This is a genomic window from Corynebacterium sp. HMSC05E07 (genome assembly GCF_001807225.1).
In the GTDB taxonomy this organism is placed as follows: domain Bacteria; phylum Actinomycetota; class Actinomycetes; order Mycobacteriales; family Mycobacteriaceae; genus Corynebacterium; species Corynebacterium singulare.
In genome coordinates this window covers 242,597-264,522 of sequence record NZ_KV788202.1, presented here as the reverse complement: position 1 = coordinate 264,522, position 21,926 = coordinate 242,597, and the positions used below count along the sequence as shown (strand labels likewise).

Sequence of the window (21,926 nt, the reverse complement as noted above, 5' to 3'; positions counted from 1 at the left end):
GCACGTGACTCAGATCATCATCGCTGGTGTGGTCAGCTTCCTCGTTGCGATCTTCACCACCCCGGTACTGATTCGGTATTTCTCCGACGCTGGCCGCGGTCAGGAAATTCGCGAGGACGGCCCTAAGTCGCACCTCCGCAAGCGCGGTACACCCACTATGGGCGGCTTGGCCATCTTGGCGGGCATCTTGGTTGCCTACCTTGTTGTGGGGTTCTACGGAATGTTCACCGGACATGTGGGTTTCACCGCCTCCGGTGTGCTGGTCCTCGGGCTAACACTTGGGCTTGGTGCAGTGGGATTTGCCGATGACTTCATTAAGCTGTTCAAGAAGCGCAATCTAGGTCTCAACAAGACCGCCAAGCTGGTGAGCCAGCTTGTGCTTTCTCTTCTCTTCGGCTTCCTTATCCTGCGTTTTCCCAACGAGAAGGGCTTGACCCCGGGGTCTACGAAGCTGTCCTTTACTCGTGACCTCAAGACCTTTGACCTCGCCGTCGGTGGTGCGGTGGTGGGAACCATTGTGTTTCTCATCTTCATGTACATCCTCATCGCCGCGTGGTCCAATGCCGTCAACCTGACCGATGGCCTCGATGGCTTGGCGGCAGGTGTGACCGCTATCGTCATGGGCTCCTACTCGCTCATGACCTTCTGGCAGTTCCGCTACTCCTGTGCGAATGAATTCACCGCTGGTTGCTATCAGGTGCGCGATCCACTCGACTTAGCCGTACTAGCCGCTGCGGGTCTTGGCGGTTGCCTGGGCTTCCTGTGGTGGAATGCCGCACCGGCCAAGATTTTTATGGGCGATACCGGCTCCTTGGCCCTCGGTGGCCTCGTGGCGGGCATCTCCGTGGCCAGCCGCACCGAGCTGCTCATGATTGTCATCGGAGCGCTGTTCGTTATCGAGACGGTGTCGGTGGTTATTCAGATTGTGGTCTTCCGCACCACCGGCAAGCGCTTCTTCCGCATGGCGCCTATCCACCACCACTTCGAAAACGGTGGGTGGGCCGAAACCGCCGTTGTGGTTCGTTTCTGGCTTCTGGCTGCAATGGCGGCCATGGCTGGCGTGGCAATCTTCTACGGTGACTGGCTCACCGCTGCCGGAATTGGCCTGAGCGCATGAGCCCGCGTCCCGAGTTTCTTGACGGCCGTGTCCTCATCGCCGGGGCAGGCGTTTCCGGCCGCGGCTGCGCGGCGGTGCTCGCTGGCCTCGGAGTCGATATCACCGTGGCCGACGGCAACGCGGAGTCCCGCGCGCGCATTGAGTCCGAGCTGGGCGTAGCCACGGCGGATACCGACGCGGTCGCCCTCGATGAGTATTCCTTCGTTGTCACCTCGCCGGGTTGGCGCCCCGATTCTCCGCTCCTGGCGCGCGCTTCTGATGCCGGTCTCGAGGTCATTGGAGACGTCGAGTTGGCCTACCGCCTCGACCGCGCTGAGGTGTTCGGTGTCCCGCGCCGCTGGCTAGCCATCACGGGCACCAACGGCAAAACCACCACCACGGGCATGCTTGCGGCCATCATGGCTGCAGATGAACGTTGCTCAGGTCTGCGCTCCCAGGCGGTAGGCAACATCGGTGTATCGCCTTTCGATGCCCTAGCGGCTGAGCCGCGAGTGGACATCCTCGTGGCAGAGCTTTCCTCCTTCCAGCTGCACTGGTCGTCGGAGCTGCGCCCGGAGGTCGGCGCGCTGCTTAACCTAGCCGATGATCACCTTGACTGGCATGGTTCCTTTGACGCCTATGCAGCGGACAAGGCGAGGATTCTCACCAGCACCCACGCGGTGTACGGCAAAGATGATGAGCACGTCGTTGCCCTGGTAGGGGACAGGAACGCCACGGCGTTTAGCCATACGGAGCCTGCGCTTGGTGACGTCGGAGTGCGCGCCGGTGGCTTATTCATCAATGGAGTCGCGGGGATGACGGCGACTGTCGTTGACGATGTCACCACCCTCCAACCGGCCGGTCTGGCCGGCGTGCTCGATGCAGCCGCGGCCGCAGCTGTGGCTGCTCTTGCCGGGGCACGGGCAGAGTCCATCACCGAGGGCCTCGCGTCCTATGTGGTGGCTGGGCACCGCGGTGAAATCGTGCACGAGCATGCCGGGGTGACCTACATCGACAATTCAAAGGCCACCAATCCCCATGCAGCAGAAGTTGCCATGCGTGGCCTTGACTCCGTGGTGTGGGTAGCCGGTGGCCAGCTTAAAGGCGCTGACGTCAGCGAGCTGCTGCGCACTCACGCTGCGAGACTGAAGGCGGCGGTGCTGGTGGGCGTCGACAAGCACCTGCTCGCACAGGCACTCACGAAGGCAGCACCCCATGTGCCCATCGTGCTCGTGGATAGCCATGACCCCCAGGCCGCGATGGATAATGCTGTTGCGGCTGCCCTGCAACACGCCGACACCGGCGATACCGTACTTTTGGCCCCGGCTGCGGCATCGTTGGATATGTACACCGGAATGAGCCAGCGCGGTGATATGTTTGCCGCCGCCGCCCGCCGTCTCGCCCGCTAAACAGGAGCACTCGCCGTGACCACTACCCAGAAGCCACCCCGCACGCTGGGCCATCGCGCGCGCGATATCCGCGAGCGCGTCCGTGCCTTCCCCGGGCTGGATTATCAGATGCTACGCATCGCCATTTTCTCGCTCATCGGCATTGGCGTACTCATGGCCTTTTCCTCGTCCATGGCCACCTCGCTTTCTGAGAACGACAGTCCGTGGTCCGCCGCCCTCCGCCAATGCATCCTTGTGGCTGCAGGCCTGGTGGCCTTCTGGATTGGACTGCGCATATCGCCGCGCACGCTGCGAGCTTTAGTGCCGTGGTTCCTTGGCCTCGCGGTTATCTTGCTTATCCTTGTGCTCATTCCTGGCATCGGTACCGGCCGCGCGCAGGTGGGTTCGCAGTCGTGGATCATGCTGCCGGGTGGTGTTGCCTTCCAGCCGTCTGAGTTCGCCCGCGTCGCTGTGGGCATGTACGGCGCTTCCGCGCTCGCGGATAAAACACATCGATCGATGCGCCTGACCGATCCCTTCATGATGTACTCCATTATTGCGGGCATCATGTTCGTGCTCATTGTCGCGCAGGGTGACTTGGGCATGGGCGTATCCTTGGCCCTCGTCGTGGTCTTTACCCTCATCTTCGCAGGTGTGGACTGGCGCGTGCCCACCGTCGTTGGTGTCTTCGGCGTCATCGGAATGGCTACTGTTTTTCTGGCCGGTGGTTTCCGTTCGCACCGCTTCCAGACCTACTTCGACGCCTTGCGCGGCAACATCGAGGACACGCAAGGCACAGGTTTCCAGGCGTATCAGGGCTTCCTCTCGCTTGCCGACGGCGGCTTTTGGGGCGTCGGCCTTGGTCAATCCCGCGCCAAGTGGTTCTACCTGCCCGAGGCTAAGAATGACTTTGTCTTCGCCATTATCGGTGAGGAGCTCGGCTTGTGGGGCGGTGCATTGGTGATCGGCCTCTTCGCGGTCCTCGGCTACTTTGGTCTGCGCACCGCCAAGCGAGCCCAAGACCAGTTCCAATCTTTGCTTGCTGCGACGCTGTCCGTCGGCGTGGTGGTGCAGGCCTTCATCAACATCGGCTATGTCATTGGCGTGTTGCCGGTGACGGGTATTCAGCTGCCGATGATTTCTGCTGGTGGTACCGCGGCAATCATTACCATTGGTTCAATGGGCTTGCTGTGTAACGTCGCCCGCCACGAGCCGATGCAGGTATCCGCCATGCAGAACTTTGGGCGTCCGCTTTTCGACCGCATCTTCCTCATCCCGGAGCCGACCCCGCCGAATGAGCGTCGAGGTGGCGCGCACCGAGCGGATCGTGAGCGCGCGGAGGGGCCACGTGGCCAGCGCGGTCAGCGTGGCCAACGCCCGCGGCCTCAGCGCCGAACAGAGCGCAGCCGCGAGGAGCGCTTCGGCCGTGCGGTGACAGGCCGGCGCGTCCCACGGCAGGAGGCGCCTCCGGAGCGTCGGCGCGGCGAGCGCCGGTAGCCGCGGGCGGCGCTGGTAGCCTGTAGTGCATGAATGCCACGCCAATTTCCGTCGTCATCGCAGGTGGCGGCACTGCCGGACACATTGAACCAGCGCTCGCAGTGGGGGAGGAGTTACGCCAGCGCCACGGCGCGCGGGTGACTGCTTTGGGGACCCCGCGTGGCCTAGAAGGAGACATTGTTCCGGCGCGCGGTGTTGACTTGCGCATGATTACCCCAGTGCCGGTGCCGCGCAAGATTAATGCTGACGCGGCCAAACTGCCGTGGCGCGTTGCGAAGTCCGTACGGGAGACTCGCGCGGTGCTCAAGGACGTTGCTGCCGACGCCGTCTTCGGCACCGGCGGCTATGTCGCCGCCCCAGCCTATCTCGCAGCAAAGTCCTTAGGCATTCCCTTTTTTGTTCTAGAGACTAACGCGTTGGCCGGCATGGCTAACAAGCTGGGCGTGCGTCTCGGTGGAACTGGTTTCAACGCGCAGGAAGGTTCTGGTATGCCCGGTGAGGTTCTCGGTATTCCGGTGCGCCCCGGGCTTGGTGAGGATCCGGATGGTTCCGCGGCCATGGCCGCGCGCACGAACTGGAACCTGGGGGATGACCGTCCCACGATCGTGGTGACAGGAGGCTCGCAGGGGGCGGTGAGCATTAACCGGGCTGTGGCCGGGGCGATCGAGAACCTCACGCGGGATTTCCAGGTTCTTCACGCCTATGGCAAGAAGAACGAGAAACCAGCAGAGCGCGAGAACTACGTACCGGTGCCGTACATCGATGACATGGCGGGCGCGCTGGCCGTGGCTGACCTCATGGTGTGCCGCTCGGGTGCGATGACTGTCGCCGAAGTATCCGCGGCAGGTCTGCCAGCCGTGTATGTTCCGCTCCCACACGGTAACGGCGAGCAGGCGCTCAATTCTCGCAAGCTCGTGGAGGCTGGTGCAGCTGTTCAGATTCCGGACGCCGAACTAACCCCTGAGCGCCTCATCGATGAGGTGCGAGCTATTCTTGACAATCCTGCTACCTTGGCATCGATGCGAGCGGCAGCTAACGCCAGCACGGCTGGTGATGTTGCCGCCGTGATCGCGGACCGCATTGCGTCGAGCGTGCGCGGCTAGGTCTATCTCTCTTCCCCCCACGAATGAAGGATTTTCACCATGACTGCAACTCCTGCTACCACTGACCTGTCCCGTGTTCACCTCGTGGGTATTGGCGGCTCCGGTATGTCCGGTTTGGCGCGCATTCTTGTTACCCGCGGTGCGGTGGTGACGGGCTCGGATGTTAAGAAGTCCACCGCCGTGGAGGTGCTGCGCACCATGGGTGCCACGATTGCCATCGGGCACAAGGCGGAGAACCTCGAGCTGGCCGGCGAGAAACCCACGGTGGTGGTGACCTCATTTGCGGCGATTCCGCAGGATAACCCAGAACTGGCTGCTGCCCGTGCGGCAGGAATTCCGGTGATTCGTCGCTCTGATTTGCTTGCGGAGATCATGGCGGGCCACCGCCAGGTCCTGCTCGCCGGCACGCATGGCAAGACCTCCACGACGTCGATGGCGGTCAACGCGATGCAGCACGCGGGCATGGACCCGTCTTTCGCCATCGGTGGACAGCTCAACCGTGCGGGCACTAACGCGCATGGCGGTACCGGTGATGCCTTCGTTGCGGAGGCGGACGAATCCGACGCCTCACTGCTGCGCTATAGCCCGACCGTGGCCGTGATTACCAATATCGAGCCTGATCACCTGGACTATTTCCGTACGGCGGAGAGCTACTACCAGGTTTTTGATGACTTCGCCGATCGCATCGTGGACGGCGGCTACCTCGTGGTGTGCCTTGAAGATGAACAGGCCGTGGCCACCGGTGAGCGCGCGGTTGAGCGCGGAATCCAGGTGTTGGGCTACGGCGCGCGCACTGAATCTTCGCTGCCATGTGGTGTTGAGATAGTGGAAGAGTCTGTGTCGGCGGCGGGTGCGCACGTGCGTGTGCGCTTGGCGCTTCCCGGCGTCCCCTCGCAAGAACTCACCTATGACCTCCACGTTCCTGGGCACCACATGGTGCTCAACTCTGCCGCTGCGTTGCTGGCTGGTGCGTTGGCGGGAGGCGATCCGGCTGAGCTGGCTGAGGGGCTGACGGACTTTACAGGCGTGCGCCGTCGCTTCGAGTACCGCGGTTCACAGGGCGGAATCCGTGTCTTTGATGATTACGCGCATCACCCGACGGAGGTCGCCGCGGTGCTCACGGCTGCGCGTTCCAAGGTAGAGGCGGAGGGCGAGGGCGCTCGCGTCATCGCCTGTTTCCAACCACACCTATACTCCCGCACGATGGAATTTGACGCGGAGTTTGCGGACGCCCTCGCGCTTGCCGACGCCGCCGTGGTCCTCGACATCTACGGTGCCCGCGAACAGCCAGTTGAGGGAATCACCTCCCGCATCATCACTGACAAGATGCCGGAGGACATGCCGGTTATCTTTGAGCCGGACTTTTCTGAGGCCGCAGGCGACGTCATTTCTTTGGCGCAGCCCGGCGATGTGGTGCTCACGATTGGTGCTGGAACCATCACCTACGTGGCGGGGGAAATTCTCACTGAGCTGGAGCAGCGTGGAGATGTCGAAGAAGCGTCGTCGGCGGTAAAGGGCCAGGATGTCTAAAAAGTCAGGGGTACTTGCCGTCGGTGTGGTCTTCCTCGTGGCACTTGTGGCGGTGGCCGCAGTATGGCTGTTTCCCATTCTCACTGTGAAGTCCTTTGAGGTGGAGGGAACCGAACACGTGACTGCAGAGGAGGTTGAGCAGGCGAGTGGCGTGGCTACCGGCTCGAACTTGGTGCGGTTGGACGCCCGCCAGGCGGCGCATGGAGTGGCCTCGTTGCCGTGGATAGAGTCTGCGACGGTATCGCGCGCGTTCCCGTTCACGGTGCACGTGAACGTCGTCGAGCACGAAGCCGTGGCCTACGTCAAGGATGGCGGCCGCACTGTGCTGGTGGATGATGAAGGCAAGGAATTTGCTGAGGACACCCCGCCGGCCGAGGCCATTGAACTCACTGGGCATACGGAATCGGGCTCCCCGGAAATGCAGGCCGCCGTTGAAGCGATGTCAGCGCTTCCGGCTGACGTGCGTGCGAAGGTAAAAACCCTCGAGATTAAAGACACCTATTCGCTCACCTTCGTCACTGATGATGGCAAAACTGTCTTTTGGGGCGCTGCCGAGGACAATGCGAACAAGGCCATTGCGTTCGAGGATGTGCTCCAGTTGGAGGGCGAATCCTGGAATATTTCTAATCCAGCGTTGGTGACTCGACGCTAAGCCCGTCGCCGGTGGGACGGGTGGGGCGCCTGTTAATAAAACCGCACGTCAGCAACCCTAAAGTAGAGGTTGAGGGTACCGACACGCGGCAAAATGTGCGCCCAAATAACCGTCTTGTCGTTAAAGATGGATGTAACCGCCTCTCACGGTTAGGGGCGCCTCCTCGTTTACATATAAACCCTTATTCGAAAGGCAAGAGACCCTCGTATGATCTCATCTAGCAACAACCTCGCGGACATCAAAGTCGTCGGCGTCGGCGGCGGCGGTGTCAACGCTGTCAACCGCATGATCGAAGAAGGGCTCAAGGGAGTCCAGTTTGTCGCCATCAATACCGACTCCCAGGCGCTGATTTTCTCCGACGCGGACACCAAGCTCGACATCGGCCGCGAGGCCACCCGCGGCCTCGGTGCAGGCGCTAACCCTGAGGTAGGCAAGACCTCGGCCGAGGATCACAAGACCGAGATTGAGGATGCTCTTCAGGGATCCGACATGGTCTTCGTCACCGCCGGCGAGGGTGGCGGCACCGGCACCGGTGCCGCCCCGGTCGTCGCGTCCATCGCGAAAAAGATGGGTGCCCTCACCGTCGGCGTTGTTACCCGTCCGTTTAAGTTCGAAGGCGCTCGCCGCACCCGTCAGGCGATGGCCGGCATCGAGGAGCTTCGCGAGGTTTGCGATACCCTCATCGTTATCCCGAACGATCGCCTCATGCAGCTCGGTGGTGAGGAGCTGTCCATCGTCGAGGCCTTCCGCGCTGCCGATGAGGTTCTCCACAACGGTGTTCAGGGTATTACCAACCTCATCACCATCCCGGGCATGATCAACGTCGACTTTGCGGACGTGCGCTCCGTGATGTCAGATGCCGGTTCTGCGCTCATGGGCATCGGCTTTGCCCGCGGCGATAACCGCGCCCTTAACGCCGCCGAACAGGCCATTAACTCTCCGCTTCTGGAATCCACTATGGAAGGCGCCAAAGGCGTGCTGCTCTCCATCGCTGGTGGTTCCGACTTGGGCCTCCACGAGGTCAACGCCGCTGCGTCCATGGTTGAGGAGCGCGCCGACGAGGATGCGAACATCATCTTCGGCACCATCATTGATGACAACCTTGGCGACGAGGTCCGTGTCACCATCATTGCCACCGGCTTTGATGCCCAGGCCAACATGACGACGCAGCCTGCGCACACCGGCCACGGCCAGCAGGCTACCCCGGCTGCTCGCCCGGGTTCCCTCTTTGAGAACCGCGGCGAGGCACAGCAGGAGACTCCCGCTGCCTCCCGTGCCGAAGCCCCACGCGAGGAGTACACCCGTTCCGAGCCGCAGCGCGCTGAGGCTCCGCGAGCGGAGCGCATCGAACGTGAGGAGTACGCACCGCGCCATTCCTACGAGCGCGAACAGCCATCCGAGCCGGCTCCGTCCAGTGGCCTGTTCACCAGCTCTGACCGTTTCCGCCGCGAGGAGCGTGAGGGCCGTGACGACTACCGCCTCTCCCGTCCGGATGAGCGCCGCTCCCGCGGTTTCGACGATGACGGCGATGACGATCTCGACGTGCCCTCCTTCATGCGCTAGTCGCAGCCCGCTACTCTGGAGTGCATGCCAGTAAACGAGGAAGCACACCCATCGAAGCGCCCCGTCCGCATGGTATTTACCAGCCGTGCCGGCGGGGTATCGTCATCTCCGTATGACTCTTTCAACCTTGGGGATCACGTCGGCGATGACCCTGACGCCGTCGCCGCGAACCGAGCGCGTCTCCTGCGGGCCACTGGTCTTGAGGACATTGTCTGGATGGAGCAGTTGCACACCAACACAGTCACCCGTGTAGGTGCAGAGTGCCGCGGCGTGAACACCCCGGTAGAAGCGACAGACGCACTGGTTACCACGGAGAAACGTCTCGGCCTCGGAGTTCTCGTCGCTGATTGCACACCGGTGCTGCTTGTCGACGTCCCCTCAGGCGTCATCGGAGCCGCCCACGCCGGGCGCCTAGGCGCACGCAACGGCATTGTCCGAAATACCGTCAACACCATGATGGAGCTCGGAGCCTCCCCGTCGACCATGCAGGTGCTTATGGGGCCGGCCGCCGCGGGGCGGAATTATGAGGTGCCGGAGGAGATGGCGAGGGACGTCGAGAAGCACTTGCCCGGTTCCCTCACGCGCACAACGAAGGGAACATGGGGTATCGACGTTCGTGCAGGTCTCGTGCGCCAGCTTATGGAACTCGGGATAACCGCTATTGAATCCGATCCGCGCTGCACGATTGAGGATACTGAATTCTTTTCTTATCGCCGTGATGGCGTCACAGGACGCCAAGCGGGCGTGATTTGGCTGGAAGGATAACGACATGACTGAGCAGAACCGACTCGACGAACTTCGCGCTGGACTCGAACGTACCTGTGCCGATATCCAGCGTTTTTCCGAAGCGGCCGGGCGCGAGGCACCGCAGCTTTTGCCCGTCACCAAATTCCACCCCGCAGGGGACATCGCTCTGCTTGCACAGCTGGGCATCACCGATGTTGCGGAAAACCGCGAGCAAGAGGCCAGAGCCAAGGCTGAAGAACTGCCTGACGTGCATTTTCACATGATCGGTCAGATCCAGACCAAGAAGGCCAATCATGTTGCGCGCTGGGCACACAGCGTGCATTCGCTGGATTCTGAGAAACTCGCCCGCGCCCTCGACCGCGGCGTGGCCCTGGCCCAGGAGCGTGGCCAGCGCAAGGGGACCCTACCGGTATTCATTCAGGTCTCCGCCGACGCCGACACCGCCCGTGGTGGCTGCCCTCTTGAACAGGTTTCAGGATTGGTGACGATTGTGGAAGAGCTAGAGAATCTCGACCTTCAAGGCTTCATGGTTGTCCCTCCGTTAGACAGTGAGCCAGCCGAGGTTTTCACGCGGGTCAAAGGGCTTGTGGAGGACACCTCCGAGCAGCTTGGACGCTCACTGAAACTTTCTGCTGGAATGAGTGCAGACATGCAGGCAGCAATTGAATCTGGAACCGATATCGTGCGTGTCGGAACCGGAATTATGGGACCACGGCCAGTAGTTTAAGTGACATCGCAAAAGCGCATTTCAAAGACACTAATCTCACAGAAAACTAGGTCAGAGGGAGACCCAGAATGTCACTGATTGATAGGACCAAGGAGTTCTTCGGGCTAGGCCCGATGGACATGGACGCCGACGACGCCTACTACGCCGATGAGCGCACCTACAATGCTCCGTCGTACACGGCACCGTCCTACGAGAAGCAGGAAGAGGAATTCGTTCCCACCATCGTGGCCCTGTCGCTCGTTTCCTTCGACGATGCCGCCAAGGTCGGTGGCCCTTTCCGCGACGGAGACGCCGTTGTCTTCGAGCTCACCGACGCTGACCGCGGATCTGCCAAGCGCTTCGTCGACTTTGCAGCTGGTCTGTGCTTCGCGCTGGAGGGCCGCATGAAGAACCTCACCAAGGGTGTTGACACCAGCCGTAAGGTCTTCGCGATCGTGCCGAAGGGTGCTGACATCTCCACAGTGGAGCTGGAGCGCGCCGCACACCTGCGCTAACGAATCTCGCCCGCCGCCGTTATCCCGCTTCTCCGTGTTGGCTTCAGGAGAAGGTGATAACGGTGGCTTTCGGCGTTTTATGGCGAAGCGCCGGGCAGGGGAGTACCGCTCGCGGGGGTGGTTCCGATAGGCTCGGGCGTTGTGAATGCTTTAGGTTCAATTCTCCTCGTCGCGGTGAGCCTCTATTCGTGGATTTTGCTCGCGCGCATCGTCATCGAGATGATTCAGTCTTTCTCGCGCCAGTTCAACCCTCCGCGGTGGTTCATGATGGTGGCTGAAGTGCTCTTTGTTATTACTGATCCGCCAGTCAAGGCGCTGCGCAAAGTGATCCCGCCGTTGCAGCTTGGAGGTATCGCGCTGGATGTGTCGATCATCGTGCTCTTTTTGCTGCTCGCGGTCCTATCGAAGCTCATAAAGTGGTTCTTCTTTGGAGCTGCTGGGGTGGCTGTATAGCCGGTCGGGTGTATTAAACCCTCCGGTTAACGTTGAGACTAGTGCCCGCGTTAGATAATGTGTTGATTTGGATACAATGAGTTATCACAATCCGTATTATTAACCGCATATGTACCCGGCCTCTGGACCCACTAGAGGTTTGACCGATTTGTAAGGGGAAGAGAAGTCAATGCCACTGTCACCAGCTGATGTACACAACGTCGCTTTCAGCAAGCCGCCAATTGGCAAGCGTGGCTACAACGAGGACGAGGTCGATCAGTTCCTCGACCTTGTTGAGGATGCTCTTGCTCAGTTGCAGGATGAAAACGACGAGCTCCAGGCCCAGGTTGAGGACCTGAAGTCTCAGTCCAAGGGCGGCGCTGCTGCAGGCGCCGGCGCCGCTGCAACCAAGGTTGATGAGGCCGCCGTGCGCAAGGACGTTGAGTCCAAGCTTCGTGCTGAGTACGAGGCTAAGCTGGCTGACTCCAAGAATGAGATTGCCAAGGCTAAGGAAGAAACCAAGAAGGCTCAGGAGCAAGCAAAGGCCGCCCAGGCTCAGCCTGCCCAGGCCCCTGCCGCACAGCAGCAGGACAACTCCGCTGAGCTCAAGGCCGCTCGCGAGGAGGCTGCTGCTGCAAAGCGCGAGCTCGAGGCTTCCAAGCGCGAGCTGGAGAACACCAAGAAGGAGCTGGAGTCCGCGAAGAACTCCGGCGCTTCCACCGCTGCCGCCGGTATTGCTGGTGCTGGTGCTGCCACGTCCGGTGAGGGCCTGGCTACCCCGGATACCCACATGCAGGCTGCTCGTGTGCTCGGCCTGGCTCAGGAAATGGCAGACCGCCTCACCAACGAAGCCAAGGCAGACTCCGAGTCCATGCTGGCAGAAGCTCGCACTGCAGCAGAGAAGCAGCTTGCCGATGCTGACTCTCACTCCAAGGCCCAGCTTGCCGATGCCCAGAAGCGCTACGAGGCTCAGCTCCACGAGGCTGACACCCGCTCCAAGAAGCTGGTTGCTGACGCAGAAACGAAGGCAAAGCAGACTGAGTCTGATGCCACCTCCCGCGCTGAGGCTCAGATCCGCCAGGCAGAGGAGAAGGCAGCTGCTCTGCAGGCAGACGCTGAGAAGAAGCACACCGAGGTTATGAACACGGTGAAGCAGCAGCAGACCGCCCTCGAGGCGCGTATCTCCGAGCTGCGCACCTTCGAGCGCGAATACCGCACTCGCCTCAAGACGCTGCTTGAGTCCCAGCTCGAGGAGCTGGAGGCTCGCGGCACCGCGGCACCCAACGGTGAAGCTGGCAAGGCTAACAACTAATCATTGAATTGACGGCGTCCCTTCCGGGGGCGCCGTTATTCTTTTTGTGTGCACGTGAATTCTGGCGGCCATGGAAAGGGGGAGCGGGCATGCTCATTGGTGCGTTGGTGCTGGCCTTCGTGGCGTTCGTGGCGTTCGTGAACTACATCCTCACGGCTGCTGACTGGTCACTGTACCTGCTATTTGCCTCTGCAGGAGTAGGCATTGTCCTCTTCGTAGCGGATACGGTTCTCAAACTGCGCCGCAAGCACGACGAGTAGCCCTGGCCCTCAGAGAGCTTCTGAGGACGAGGGCTGGTTCGTCGACCAAATCGGAGGGGGTTAGGGCGCGTTGCTGCGCGGAGGTCCGGTTGCTTCGACTGCCGCCTGCCGCGGTGTGGGCGGCGGGGGAGAACCGAAATAGCGTTTCGGAATTCCCCTGACTCGCACCATTCGCCCGCGGCCTGGCGGAGCATTAGGGTCATCTTGATTGATGCCGTTGTGATAGGCGCAAAGCATGACCAAGTTTTCCGGGTTGGTAAAACCGCCTAGCTTCCACGCGATGAGGTGATGCACCTGACATTCGTCGGCGGGCTTCATACAGTCATCCCACGCGCAAGTGGGGGACTCTGCCATGGCCATGATGCGCTGTTTGAGGCTTGCTGAACGCTCCTCGCGGTAGAGGTTGACCGGTCCGCGCACGGGGTGAAATAGGGTAGCATATGTGCCGTCGAGGTCGATTTCTCCCGAGATGACCTTGTTGACGTACTCGGCGCCGGTCATCGTGGCACCGTTGGTCATGCGAAGCGTGATCTCCTCGCCGTCACCGTCGAGAATCTTAGCCAGCGCGTCCAGCGGAACAAGAATATTGGTCTGCAACCCCTTGCGTGGAGCCGCACCTTTAAAGAAGGCATCCCGAATGGATTCGATGGGGCGTTGCTCATCGACGACGTCGTTAAGCTCCGCGATGACCTGGGACGATGCCGTAATCGCCATGGTCCACAGGGCATTACGTCGGCGGTATATCTTTACCCCGGCCGTGCGTTTCGGGGACGCCGAGTGTTCCTTAAGCTTCTTCTTGGCCAAAGATTCCATCGCCAGAGTGTCAGCATTCGTGCGACACAGCTCCAAGCGCATTCGCCAGCCTAGGGCCTTGGTTTTGGCCTTGCGTGCATAGCGGTCGATGACTTCCAAGGTAGGCAGGGAATGCCCGCGCTCGCGAGCAGCCTTTACTGCGTCACGCTGCATGCGCGTCATGCCAGTCGTGCCAAAGAAGCTGTCATGCAAACGGAGTAATTGCCGGGCAGTTTTATCAGGCGCCCCGGCAGCAACGAGGTCAGCTTCAGACATCCCATCGCACCCGGCGACAACATCGATGCCGGCCCCGAGAGCGTTAAGAAATTTCTGAAGTGCGTTCACGGTTCCCGAGCCTAAACTGCGTTTCACTCTGATTGCACTAGAAAAACTGTTCCTGTGAATAACCCGATCCCACCTATCTCTTACGGATACTGGCGTACCTATTTTGGGATCGAGGGAACCCGCGCCTGTGAAAACTTGACCACCTCGGTATACTTTTGAGCTGTATGCAATGATCCGGCCATCACCGTGGGAGCATTCCGGAAGAACGTGAGGCATGCGTGCCGCATTAGTAGAACCGGGCGGGTAGGGACCGTCATCTCCTTCACATCAACGAAGCGGGGCGCACCATCAGCGCCCAAGCGGGGTGGTACCGCGAGCCGAAAGGCGCGTCCCCGCACCAGCGAACGAGTGAAGGATTTTTTGATGAGTGACACCCCCGCGAACGTCGGCAATGTCTACCCCAAGGTCGACATGACCGCTGGGTCTTCCCGCTTCCCCGATATGGAGCTGGAAGTCCAGAAATTCTGGAAGGCCGATGACACATTTAAGGCCAGCCTTAAGCAGACGGAAGGCTGCCCGGAGTACGTCTTCTACGACGGCCCGCCGTTTGCTAACGGCCTGCCGCACTACGGCCACCTGCTCACTGGCTACGTCAAGGACATCGTCCCGCGTTACCGCACCATGGCCGGTAACCATGTGCCGCGTGTTTTCGGATGGGATACGCACGGTCTGCCGGCGGAGCTCGAGGCAGAAAAGCAGCTCGGCATCACTGACAAGGCCCAGATTGAGGAGATGGGTCTGGAGAAGTTCAATGAGTACTGCGCCAAATCCGTCCTTGAATACACCGATGAGTGGGAAGAGTACGTCAACCGCCAGGCCCGCTGGGTGGATTTCGAAAACGGCTATAAAACCATGGACCTGGACTACATGGAGTCCGTCATGTGGGCTTTCAAGGAGCTCTACGACAAGGGCCTGATTTACCAGGGCTTTAGGGTTCTGCCGTATTCCTGGGCTGAACACACGTCGTTGTCGAACCAGGAGACGCGCCTGGATGATTCCTACAAGATGCGCCAGGACCCGACCCTGACGGTGACCTTCCCGGTGGCGGGCGCACGCGAGGGCAGCGCGGCGGAGAAGACGCTGGCGGATAACGCCGAGCTTGTCGACGCCTCCTTCCTCGCCTGGACCACCACTCCTTGGACCCTTCCTTCGAACCTGGCTTTGGCCGTACATCCGGAGGTCACCTACGTCTTGTTTAAGGCTACTGAGGGTGATTTCGCTGGCCGCACATTCATCATGGCCGAAGCCCTTGTAGGCACCTTGGAGAAAGAGCTTGGTCAGGCAGAGGTGTTGAAGACCTTCCAGGGGTCTGATCTGGAGGGTTTCAAGTACCAGCCCATCTTCGATTTCTTCCCGGATGTCGAAAACGCCTACCAGCTGCTGCTTGCTGATTACGTCACTACCGAGGACGGTACTGGTGTGGTCCACCAGGCTCCGGCCTTTGGTGAGGACGATATGCTCACCTGCCAGAAGTACGGCGTGGGTCTGGTCATCCCAGTCGATGAGGATGGCAAGTTCACCTCTCAAGTGCCGCCGTACGAGGGCCAGCTCGTCTTCGATGCGAACAAGGCCATCATCAAGGACCTCAAGGCTGCTGGCCGCGTGGTGCGCCATGTGACCATCGAGCACTCCTACCCGCACTCGTGGCGTTCGGGCGAGCCGCTGATCTACATGGCGCTGCCGGCCTGGTTCGTGAAGGTGACGGAGTTCCGCGACCGCATGGTCGAGCTCAACCACAACGAGATTGAGTGGCTGCCGGAGCACATCCGCGATGGTCAGTTCGGCAAGTGGCTAGAGGGCGCTAGGGACTGGAACATCTCCCGTACTCGCTACTGGGGTGCGCCGATTCCGGCGTGGATCTCCGATAACCCGGAGTACCCGCGCGTGGATGTCTACGGCTCGCTGGATGAGCTGGAGCGTGATTTCGGTGTGCGCCCGACGAGTTTGCACCGCCCGCACATTGATGAGCTGACTCGCCCGAACCCAGATGATCCGACGGGTAAGTCCATGATGCGCCGCGTGCCAGACGTGTTGGACTGCTGGTTTGAGTCTGGGTCCATGCCGTTTGCGCAGAAGCATTACCCGTTTGAGAACAAGGAGTGGTTTGAGACCCACTCGCCGTCGGATTTCATCGTGGAGTATTCCGGTCAAACCCGTGGTTGGTTCTATGTGATGCATGCGCTGTCGACGGCGTTGTTTGACCGCCCCGCGTACAAGAAGGTTGTGGCCCACGGCATCGTTCTGGGCAATGACGGCCTGAAGATGTCGAAGTCGAAGGGCAACTATCCGAACGTCAACGAGGTCTTTGACCGCGATGGTTCGGACGCGATGCGCTGGTTCCTCATGTCCTCGCCGATTCTGCGCGGCGGTAACCTCATCGTGACCGAGCAAGGCATTCGCGAAGGCGTGCGCCAGGCTATCCTGCCGATCTGGAACGCCTACACCTTCCTGCAGCTCTATGCCTCCCAGGAGGCGACGTTCGATGTCAGTTCAACCAATGTGCTCGATCGCTACATCTTGGCCAAGACGCATGACTTGGTGAAGAACACCAATGACGCACTGGCCAATACCGACATTGCCTCGGCCACGGAGGAAGTCCGTCTCTTCGCTGACGCGCTGACTAACTGGTACGTGCGCCGTTCCCGTGATCGTTTCTGGGAGGGTGAGGAGACCCATGAAGAGGCTTTCAACACTCTCTATACGGTGCTGGAGACCGTCACCCGCGTGGTGGCGCCACTGCTGCCGCACGTGGCTGAGGTGATCTACCGCGGTCTGACCGGTGAGCGTTCCGTGCACTTGGCGTCCTACCCGAAGGCGGAGGACTACCCGGCTGACGACGCTCTCGTAGCTGCCATGGACGCTACCCGCGCGGTGGCATCGGCAGCGTCGTCGGTGCGCAAGTCCAACAAGCTGCGCAACCGTCTTCCGTTGCCCAAGCTGACGGTGGCGATGCCGGAGTCGGCACGCTTGGCTGACTTCAAGGACATCATCCGCGATGAGGTCAACGTTAAGGACGTCGTGCTCACTGATGATGTTGATGAGGTCGGCACCTTCGAGGTTGTTTGTAACGCCAAGGTTGCGGGCCCGCGCCTAGGCAAGGATGTGCAGCGCGCCATCAAGAACCTCAAGGCGGGCAATTATGAGCGTGAGGGCGACGAGGTCGTCGTCGATGGCGATATTCGTCTGTCGCCGGAGGAGTACACCGAGCGCCTCCAAGCCGCCAACCCGGAGTCTACGGCGCGCGTGGACGGCGTGGACGGTCTGGTCGTTCTCGATACCGAGGTGACCGAGGAGCTTGAGGCTGAAGGCTGGGCCGCCGACGTCATCCGTGGCTTGCAGGATGCCCGTAAGGCCGAGGACTTCGTGGTCACCGACCGCATCTCGGTAGTTCTTTCGGTTCCGGCAGACAAGGAAGAGTGGGCACAGCGTCACCGCGAGCACATCGCGGCGGAGGTTCTCGCTACGGACTTCACCGTGACTGTGGAGGAACTGACTGCCGATGCTGGCCAGGCCGTTCATGACGTTCTCAAGGGCGTTACCGCAACGGCGGCCAAGGCCTAAAGCCATCACAAGCAGACAAAAGCTCCACCTCCCGGAAGGGGAGAGTGGAGCTTTGTGCTGTGCGGAGTTAGCGTCGAGCACCGGGCAGGTGCGCGCGCCAGGCCAGGATGACATTGACCAAGCACACTAGGGCGAGAGTGCTGCCGATGATGAATAGGTTGGTGAACCCGATGTAGGGAGCTAGGGCGCTGAAGGCCATGGGGATGAAAAAGCCGGTGTAGGAGATGGAATAGTACACGGCGGTCAGGCCGGCGAGCTCGCGCTCACCTGCAATGCGCTGTACCTCGGAGAGGCCGGCGACGAGAGCCAAGCCATAACCAGCGCCCATGGTCGCGGCCGCCGCGATGCCGAGCGGCAGGGAGAGCGAGTGGGCAGCAAGGGCGCCGAGAATAGCACCAATAGTGATCACGCCCATGGCGATGGCTGAGGCTCGAGCGGATTTATGGGTATCCACGAGACTGCCTAGCATTTGCACGCCTACGCCGCAGCCCAAGGTGATGACGGTCATGAGACCGGAGAAGGCAATGGGAGCACCGCCCGCCGAATTAGATAGCAGCTGTGGAAGCAGGGCATAGGCTGCGCCAGCGCAGCCGAAGACCCACGGAGCTACCGGGATGACAACGCGAACGAAGCGCTTGTGGGCGGCAGTGGGGACATGAAGCATCCCGAGCATCTCGCGAACAGTGAGATCCAGAATGGTGGTTGTGACCGTGCCGTGGCTGGGCTGACGGGTCTCCGGGGTATGGAGGATCCAGATGGCTGTGACCACGGTGAGGAGCATGTGCAGGATGTAGGCGGTGTGCGTTGGCCAAGGACCCCACTGCGCCAGAACCGAGGCAATGCCAGCACCAACAAGGAATCCTGCGGTCAGGCACAACGACGCCTTGCGCGCACCGGAGGCAGGATCACCGCCGGCGCGGGTAATGAGTTCGGTAATCCATGTGGAACCGACCGCCATGACTAAGCCCAAGGCCATGCCGCACAGGACTCGGCCCAGAGCGATGATGAGGGGCTCCTCGGGAGCGATGGAGAGTAGGAAAGAACCGGCGAGGGAGAGCGGGGCGGCCGGAAGCAACATCGGACGGCGGCCGATGAGGTCAGAGAGCGGACCGCCGATGAGCAATGCTGGAATAATACCGATGACGTATGCCGCGAGCAGACCATTGACCGTGACCTGGGAGAAGTGCGAGGCCTCGCGGTACATCACCAGCAGGGGCGTGAACTCGTTGCCGCCCCATGCCACGGCCACCATGGAGCCAGCGACGGGAAACCAGGCATGCGAATGTAGGGTTACGGGGGACTGGACAGGGGCAGTAGGTTGGTCCGAGTCGGCGTCCGGTGCGTCGACATCTGGGTGCGAATGTGCGGAGACAGTCACAGTTGCTTCCTTGAAGAGTTGAGGTGGGATTCTAGTTCGGTGAGGTAGGTGTCGAGGTGGCCGGCGCGGAGGGCGTCGGCAAGCACGGTGTGTTGGGCTACGAACGCTCGGGCGCGTTCCACGCTGCGCCCCACGGCCGTCGCGGTGAAACGCTGCTGGCGCTCGCGCAGGGTATGGCCCAAGTTGGCCAGCAGGCGATTGCCGCCGTTGTCCATGATGGTCTGGTGGAATTTGGCGTCGAGCTGGGCGTATGCGCGCAAGTCGTCCTGATCGAGCGCGGCATGCTGCTCCTCGATTATGGCGTCGAGGACATCGGCGATAAGACCGCGTTCCTCGGCAGAGAGGGTGCAGATATGGCGGGCAGAGTGCTCGTCGACAAGCAGGCGGGCCTCGTAGACCTCGCGAATTTCACGGGGACTAATCGGCACCACGAGCGCACCGCGCTTGGGGTAGAGCTTCAGAAAACCTTCGACCTCTAGGCGGAGGAAGGCTTCACGCACCGGAGTGCGGCTCATTCCTAGTTCGGCGGCGAGGGCGGCTTCAGAAAGCATCTCCGAGTCGTCGACCTCGTCATCAATGATGCGGCGCTTGAGGTGGTCATAAGCCCGTTCCGCGGCGGGCACCCTGTCTTTCTGCATGCATACATGATGCATGCATGTGGGGGCTGGGGTCTAGTGGAAATGCCGAATGGTGAGAGATCGATCACGCGAAGGACAAGTGAGAGCTAGTTCTCTCCTGAGCGTGTTAGTGCAGGTGGAGAAGCTACAGGCGGGTGAGGGTGGCGGTGGGGACGTCGTAAAGCACAGCGCTACCCATGCCGACCCAGCCGATGAACGGTTCCTCGTTGAGCACTTGAGGGGCGTGGACGTGCCCCAGAACCCAAGCATCGTATCCACATGCCTCGAGTTCTTGAGGAGTAACAGGCAGACACAAGCCCTTGGAAAACTCACCGGACACGGACGAGTGCAGTAGACCGAGGTGCGGGCCGTGATGCTGGCGCGCCGGGAAAGTGAGCATGCGCGGATCCGGATCGGAAGCAACTGCAGCCGTAACAACGGTAGCGCCAGCACAGGTGAAGGAATGCACCTCAGTCGGGTGGACCATGACGTCCGCTGGGAAGGTGAGCTCGTGGTGGACATCGTGGTTGCCAGAAATGAAATGGACCTCGTTGAAGCGCTCGCCGGCGCGGCTCAACACCTCATAGGATTGGGGCACGTAGGTTGCGGGGTCGGCATCGCGGTCGATGATGTCACCGAGGCACACGCAGGCGTCCGCGGTAGCGTTCTCCAGCATGTCCAGCGCCCAGTGCAAGCCGGGCGCGCCGGGCTTGCCTAGGTGGAGATCCGCAAAAATGAGAATGCTAGACACTAGTTTTGCGCCCCTGCCACCACGTGATGAGGACGAGCACCACGGTGGAGGTGCCCACACCGATGAGGGTCATTGCCATGGCCTCGGCGCGGTGGCCTTGATCGAACTGATTCATAATCCACGGTGCCAGGAGGTTCAGCTGACTCGGGCGGATAAGCGACGACATCACAAGCTCCCGGAAACCAACGAAGAACGCCAATAACCATCCGGCGAAGATACCGGGAGCGAGCAGTGGGAGCGTGATGCTGCGCAGCGTGTGGGAAGCTGTTGCCCCTGAAACTGCGGCGGCTTCGTACACAGTGGGAGAGACTGCGCTGGCGGAGGTCTTGATGTTCTGCACGGCCATCGGCAAGAAGAGCACGGTGAAGGCCAAGACGAGGATGCCCATGGTGCCATACGGAGACCACGGCAGCCACGGGGCGTTCCACAGGAGAATGAAGCCAATGGCGAGAACTATGCCGGGAACGGTATCGGGAGCCACGGCGAGGAAGTCGGCGACACGGGCGCTGAGGCGCTTGGTGTGCTGAGTGAGCAGCGTGACTGCAATGCCGAGGACGACGGCCGTCGTAGCCCCGACCGCACCGAGGGCAATAGAGCGCAGGAGCGCCTCCTGGGCAGACGGCATCTGGAGAACGATGGCGAAGTAGTCAAAGGTGAGGTTCTGCGGTGTGGGCGGTGCAGAGCGCAGGATAGTCATCGCAGCCAGGGTGATGGAGATGTACGGGATAAGTACCGAGCAAGCGAAGATAAGGAAGGTCACCAGACCACCAATGGACTTACCCACTGCGCCAACACGCAGTGACACCTGGCGGGACACTCGGCCGCCACCGGTCAGGTCGCGGCGCGAGACCCACTGCTGAAATGCCCATGCGGCCACTCCTAGAGCGAAAAGTACTGACGATGAAGCCGCAGCGTCGGAAAAGCTGAGCGGGTCAATGGTGACATCCTGGTAGATGGAGGAGACCAGCACCTTGAAGCCGATAGCGTAGCCCAAGGTAACTGGGGTGCCGAACTCGCCGGCGGCCTTGATGAAGACAATCAGCGCGCCAAGCGAATAGGGGCCTACCACCGCCGGCATGATGATACGGCTTAACTGTTGCCAGCGGCTGGCGCCTGCCACCTGCGCCATTTCCAGAGACGAAGCAGGAATGGAGGTCAGGCAGTTGCGGAGAATGAGGTAGAGGAACGGGAAAAGTTCGCAGGCCATAATGAAGGCCATGCCGGGCACGGAGTAAATGGCGTCGTGAGCGAGCTTGCCCAGGGTATGCCCGAGGAGCATTTCGGCGACTCCACCGCGGCGGGTGAAGTCCATCCAGGCCATCGCTGCGGCAAAAGGCGGGGTCATAAACGGGATCATGATGGCGATTTCTATCCAGTTCGCCTTAGAAAAAGGTGTCCATGCACGCAGAAACGCGAGGGGTGCGGCAAACAAGGTAGAAAAGACCACCACGAGCAAGGAGAGGATGACCGTGTTGAGCAACACCTCTCCCATGCCTGGCTCCACAATCTTGTGGAGCGAGGACGGCTCATCGCGGTAGCCCACCACGGCACTGATGAGCACCGAGACCAGCGGTGCGGCGACGAGCACAAGCAGGACGATGAGTACTGCATAAATGCCGAGAATGCGCTGCGGGGTGCGTGTCGTGGTGCTCATGAGATGGGGTTACTCCGTGGTAAGAAA

19 protein-coding genes are annotated in these 21,926 nt (G+C 61.0%); 14 read left to right on the top strand and 5 right to left on the bottom strand.

Annotated features, from left to right (window positions below; translation table 11 throughout):
* Positions 1-4: 4 nt before the first annotated feature.
* The 13 genes from mraY to HMPREF3149_RS13515 all read left to right on the top strand — a co-directional run bounded on the left by mraY (position 5) and on the right by HMPREF3149_RS13515 (position 12,801).
* Positions 5-1,117 carry a phospho-N-acetylmuramoyl-pentapeptide-transferase gene (mraY, locus tag HMPREF3149_RS01435; protein WP_070536011.1) on the top strand — a complete coding sequence of 371 codons (1,113 nt, stop codon included), beginning with the start codon at positions 5-7 and terminating at the stop codon, positions 1,115-1,117.
* On the top strand, positions 1,114-2,505 hold the full coding sequence (gene murD, locus HMPREF3149_RS01430; protein ID WP_070536009.1) for a UDP-N-acetylmuramoyl-L-alanine--D-glutamate ligase: 1,392 nt from the start codon (positions 1,114-1,116) through the stop codon (positions 2,503-2,505). The genes mraY and murD overlap by 4 nt, the downstream gene beginning before the upstream one ends.
* Positions 2,506-2,520: 15 nt before the next feature.
* Positions 2,521-3,981, top strand: a complete 1,461-nt coding sequence (locus HMPREF3149_RS01425) for an FtsW/RodA/SpoVE family cell cycle protein (protein WP_070536006.1) — start codon at positions 2,521-2,523, stop codon at positions 3,979-3,981.
* Between the two features lie 29 nt (positions 3,982-4,010).
* A complete protein-coding gene (murG, locus tag HMPREF3149_RS01420; RefSeq protein ID WP_070536003.1) occupies positions 4,011-5,084 on the top strand; it encodes an undecaprenyldiphospho-muramoylpentapeptide beta-N-acetylglucosaminyltransferase in 1,074 nt (357 codons plus the stop codon).
* Positions 5,085-5,123: 39 nt separating this feature from the next.
* Positions 5,124-6,614, top strand: a complete 1,491-nt coding sequence (murC, locus tag HMPREF3149_RS01415) for a UDP-N-acetylmuramate--L-alanine ligase (RefSeq protein WP_070536000.1) — start codon at positions 5,124-5,126, stop codon at positions 6,612-6,614.
* Positions 6,607-7,266 carry a cell division protein FtsQ/DivIB gene (locus HMPREF3149_RS01410; protein ID WP_070535997.1) on the top strand — a complete coding sequence of 220 codons (660 nt, stop codon included), beginning with the start codon at positions 6,607-6,609 and terminating at the stop codon, positions 7,264-7,266. The genes murC and HMPREF3149_RS01410 overlap by 8 nt, the downstream gene beginning before the upstream one ends.
* Before the next feature lie 207 nt (positions 7,267-7,473).
* Positions 7,474-8,829, top strand: a complete 1,356-nt coding sequence (ftsZ, locus tag HMPREF3149_RS01405; RefSeq protein ID WP_042531550.1) for a cell division protein FtsZ — start codon at positions 7,474-7,476, stop codon at positions 8,827-8,829.
* 24 nt (positions 8,830-8,853) lie between these two features.
* Entirely contained in the window at positions 8,854-9,594 is a 741-nt protein-coding gene (gene pgeF, locus HMPREF3149_RS01400; RefSeq protein ID WP_070535994.1) for a peptidoglycan editing factor PgeF, read from the top strand.
* A gap of 4 nt (positions 9,595-9,598) precedes the next feature.
* Positions 9,599-10,303 carry a YggS family pyridoxal phosphate-dependent enzyme gene (locus HMPREF3149_RS01395; RefSeq protein WP_070535992.1) on the top strand — a complete coding sequence of 235 codons (705 nt, stop codon included), beginning with the start codon at positions 9,599-9,601 and terminating at the stop codon, positions 10,301-10,303.
* A 68-nt stretch (positions 10,304-10,371) separates the two neighbouring features.
* Positions 10,372-10,797 (top strand): cell division protein SepF, encoded by a 426-nt coding sequence (locus HMPREF3149_RS01390; protein ID WP_042531544.1) that lies wholly within the window; start codon positions 10,372-10,374, stop codon positions 10,795-10,797.
* A gap of 141 nt (positions 10,798-10,938) precedes the next feature.
* A complete protein-coding gene (locus tag HMPREF3149_RS01385) occupies positions 10,939-11,250 on the top strand; it encodes a YggT family protein (protein ID WP_042531542.1) in 312 nt (103 codons plus the stop codon).
* Between the two features lie 169 nt (positions 11,251-11,419).
* The gene (locus tag HMPREF3149_RS01380) at positions 11,420-12,541 is read left to right on the top strand and encodes a DivIVA domain-containing protein (protein ID WP_070535989.1); all 1,122 of its coding nucleotides are present in this window, start codon (positions 11,420-11,422) and stop codon (positions 12,539-12,541) included.
* 89 nt (positions 12,542-12,630) lie between these two features.
* Positions 12,631-12,801, top strand: coding sequence for a hypothetical protein (locus HMPREF3149_RS13515; protein ID WP_042531539.1), 171 nt, complete (start codon positions 12,631-12,633; stop codon positions 12,799-12,801).
* A 60-nt stretch (positions 12,802-12,861) separates the two neighbouring features.
* Here the strand turns inward: HMPREF3149_RS13515 and HMPREF3149_RS01375 are convergent, their stop codons facing one another.
* The gene (locus tag HMPREF3149_RS01375) at positions 12,862-13,938 is read right to left on the bottom strand and encodes an HNH endonuclease signature motif containing protein (RefSeq protein ID WP_070535987.1); all 1,077 of its coding nucleotides are present in this window, start codon (positions 13,936-13,938) and stop codon (positions 12,862-12,864) included.
* Positions 13,939-14,301: 363 nt separating this feature from the next.
* Between HMPREF3149_RS01375 and ileS the strand changes: the two genes are divergently transcribed.
* Positions 14,302-17,499 (top strand): isoleucine--tRNA ligase, encoded by a 3,198-nt coding sequence (gene ileS, locus HMPREF3149_RS01370; protein ID WP_070535984.1) that lies wholly within the window; start codon positions 14,302-14,304, stop codon positions 17,497-17,499.
* Positions 17,500-17,566: 67 nt separating this feature from the next.
* On the opposite strand, the gene HMPREF3149_RS01365 is transcribed toward ileS, so the two are convergent.
* From HMPREF3149_RS01365 to HMPREF3149_RS01350, 4 genes are all read right to left on the bottom strand, one after another.
* Positions 17,567-18,751 carry an MFS transporter gene (locus HMPREF3149_RS01365; protein WP_070536097.1) on the bottom strand — a complete coding sequence of 395 codons (1,185 nt, stop codon included), beginning with the start codon at positions 18,749-18,751 and terminating at the stop codon, positions 17,567-17,569.
* A gap of 122 nt (positions 18,752-18,873) precedes the next feature.
* Positions 18,874-19,515 carry a GntR family transcriptional regulator gene (locus HMPREF3149_RS01360; RefSeq protein WP_070535981.1) on the bottom strand — a complete coding sequence of 214 codons (642 nt, stop codon included), beginning with the start codon at positions 19,513-19,515 and terminating at the stop codon, positions 18,874-18,876.
* A 124-nt stretch (positions 19,516-19,639) separates the two neighbouring features.
* Positions 19,640-20,245: a metallophosphoesterase family protein gene (locus tag HMPREF3149_RS01355; RefSeq protein WP_246819909.1), complete on the bottom strand. Its 606-nt coding sequence runs from the start codon at positions 20,243-20,245 to the stop codon at positions 19,640-19,642.
* Entirely contained in the window at positions 20,238-21,899 is a 1,662-nt protein-coding gene (locus tag HMPREF3149_RS01350) for an ABC transporter permease (RefSeq protein ID WP_042531524.1), read from the bottom strand. The genes HMPREF3149_RS01355 and HMPREF3149_RS01350 overlap by 8 nt, the downstream gene beginning before the upstream one ends.
* Positions 21,900-21,926: the final 27 nt, after the last annotated feature.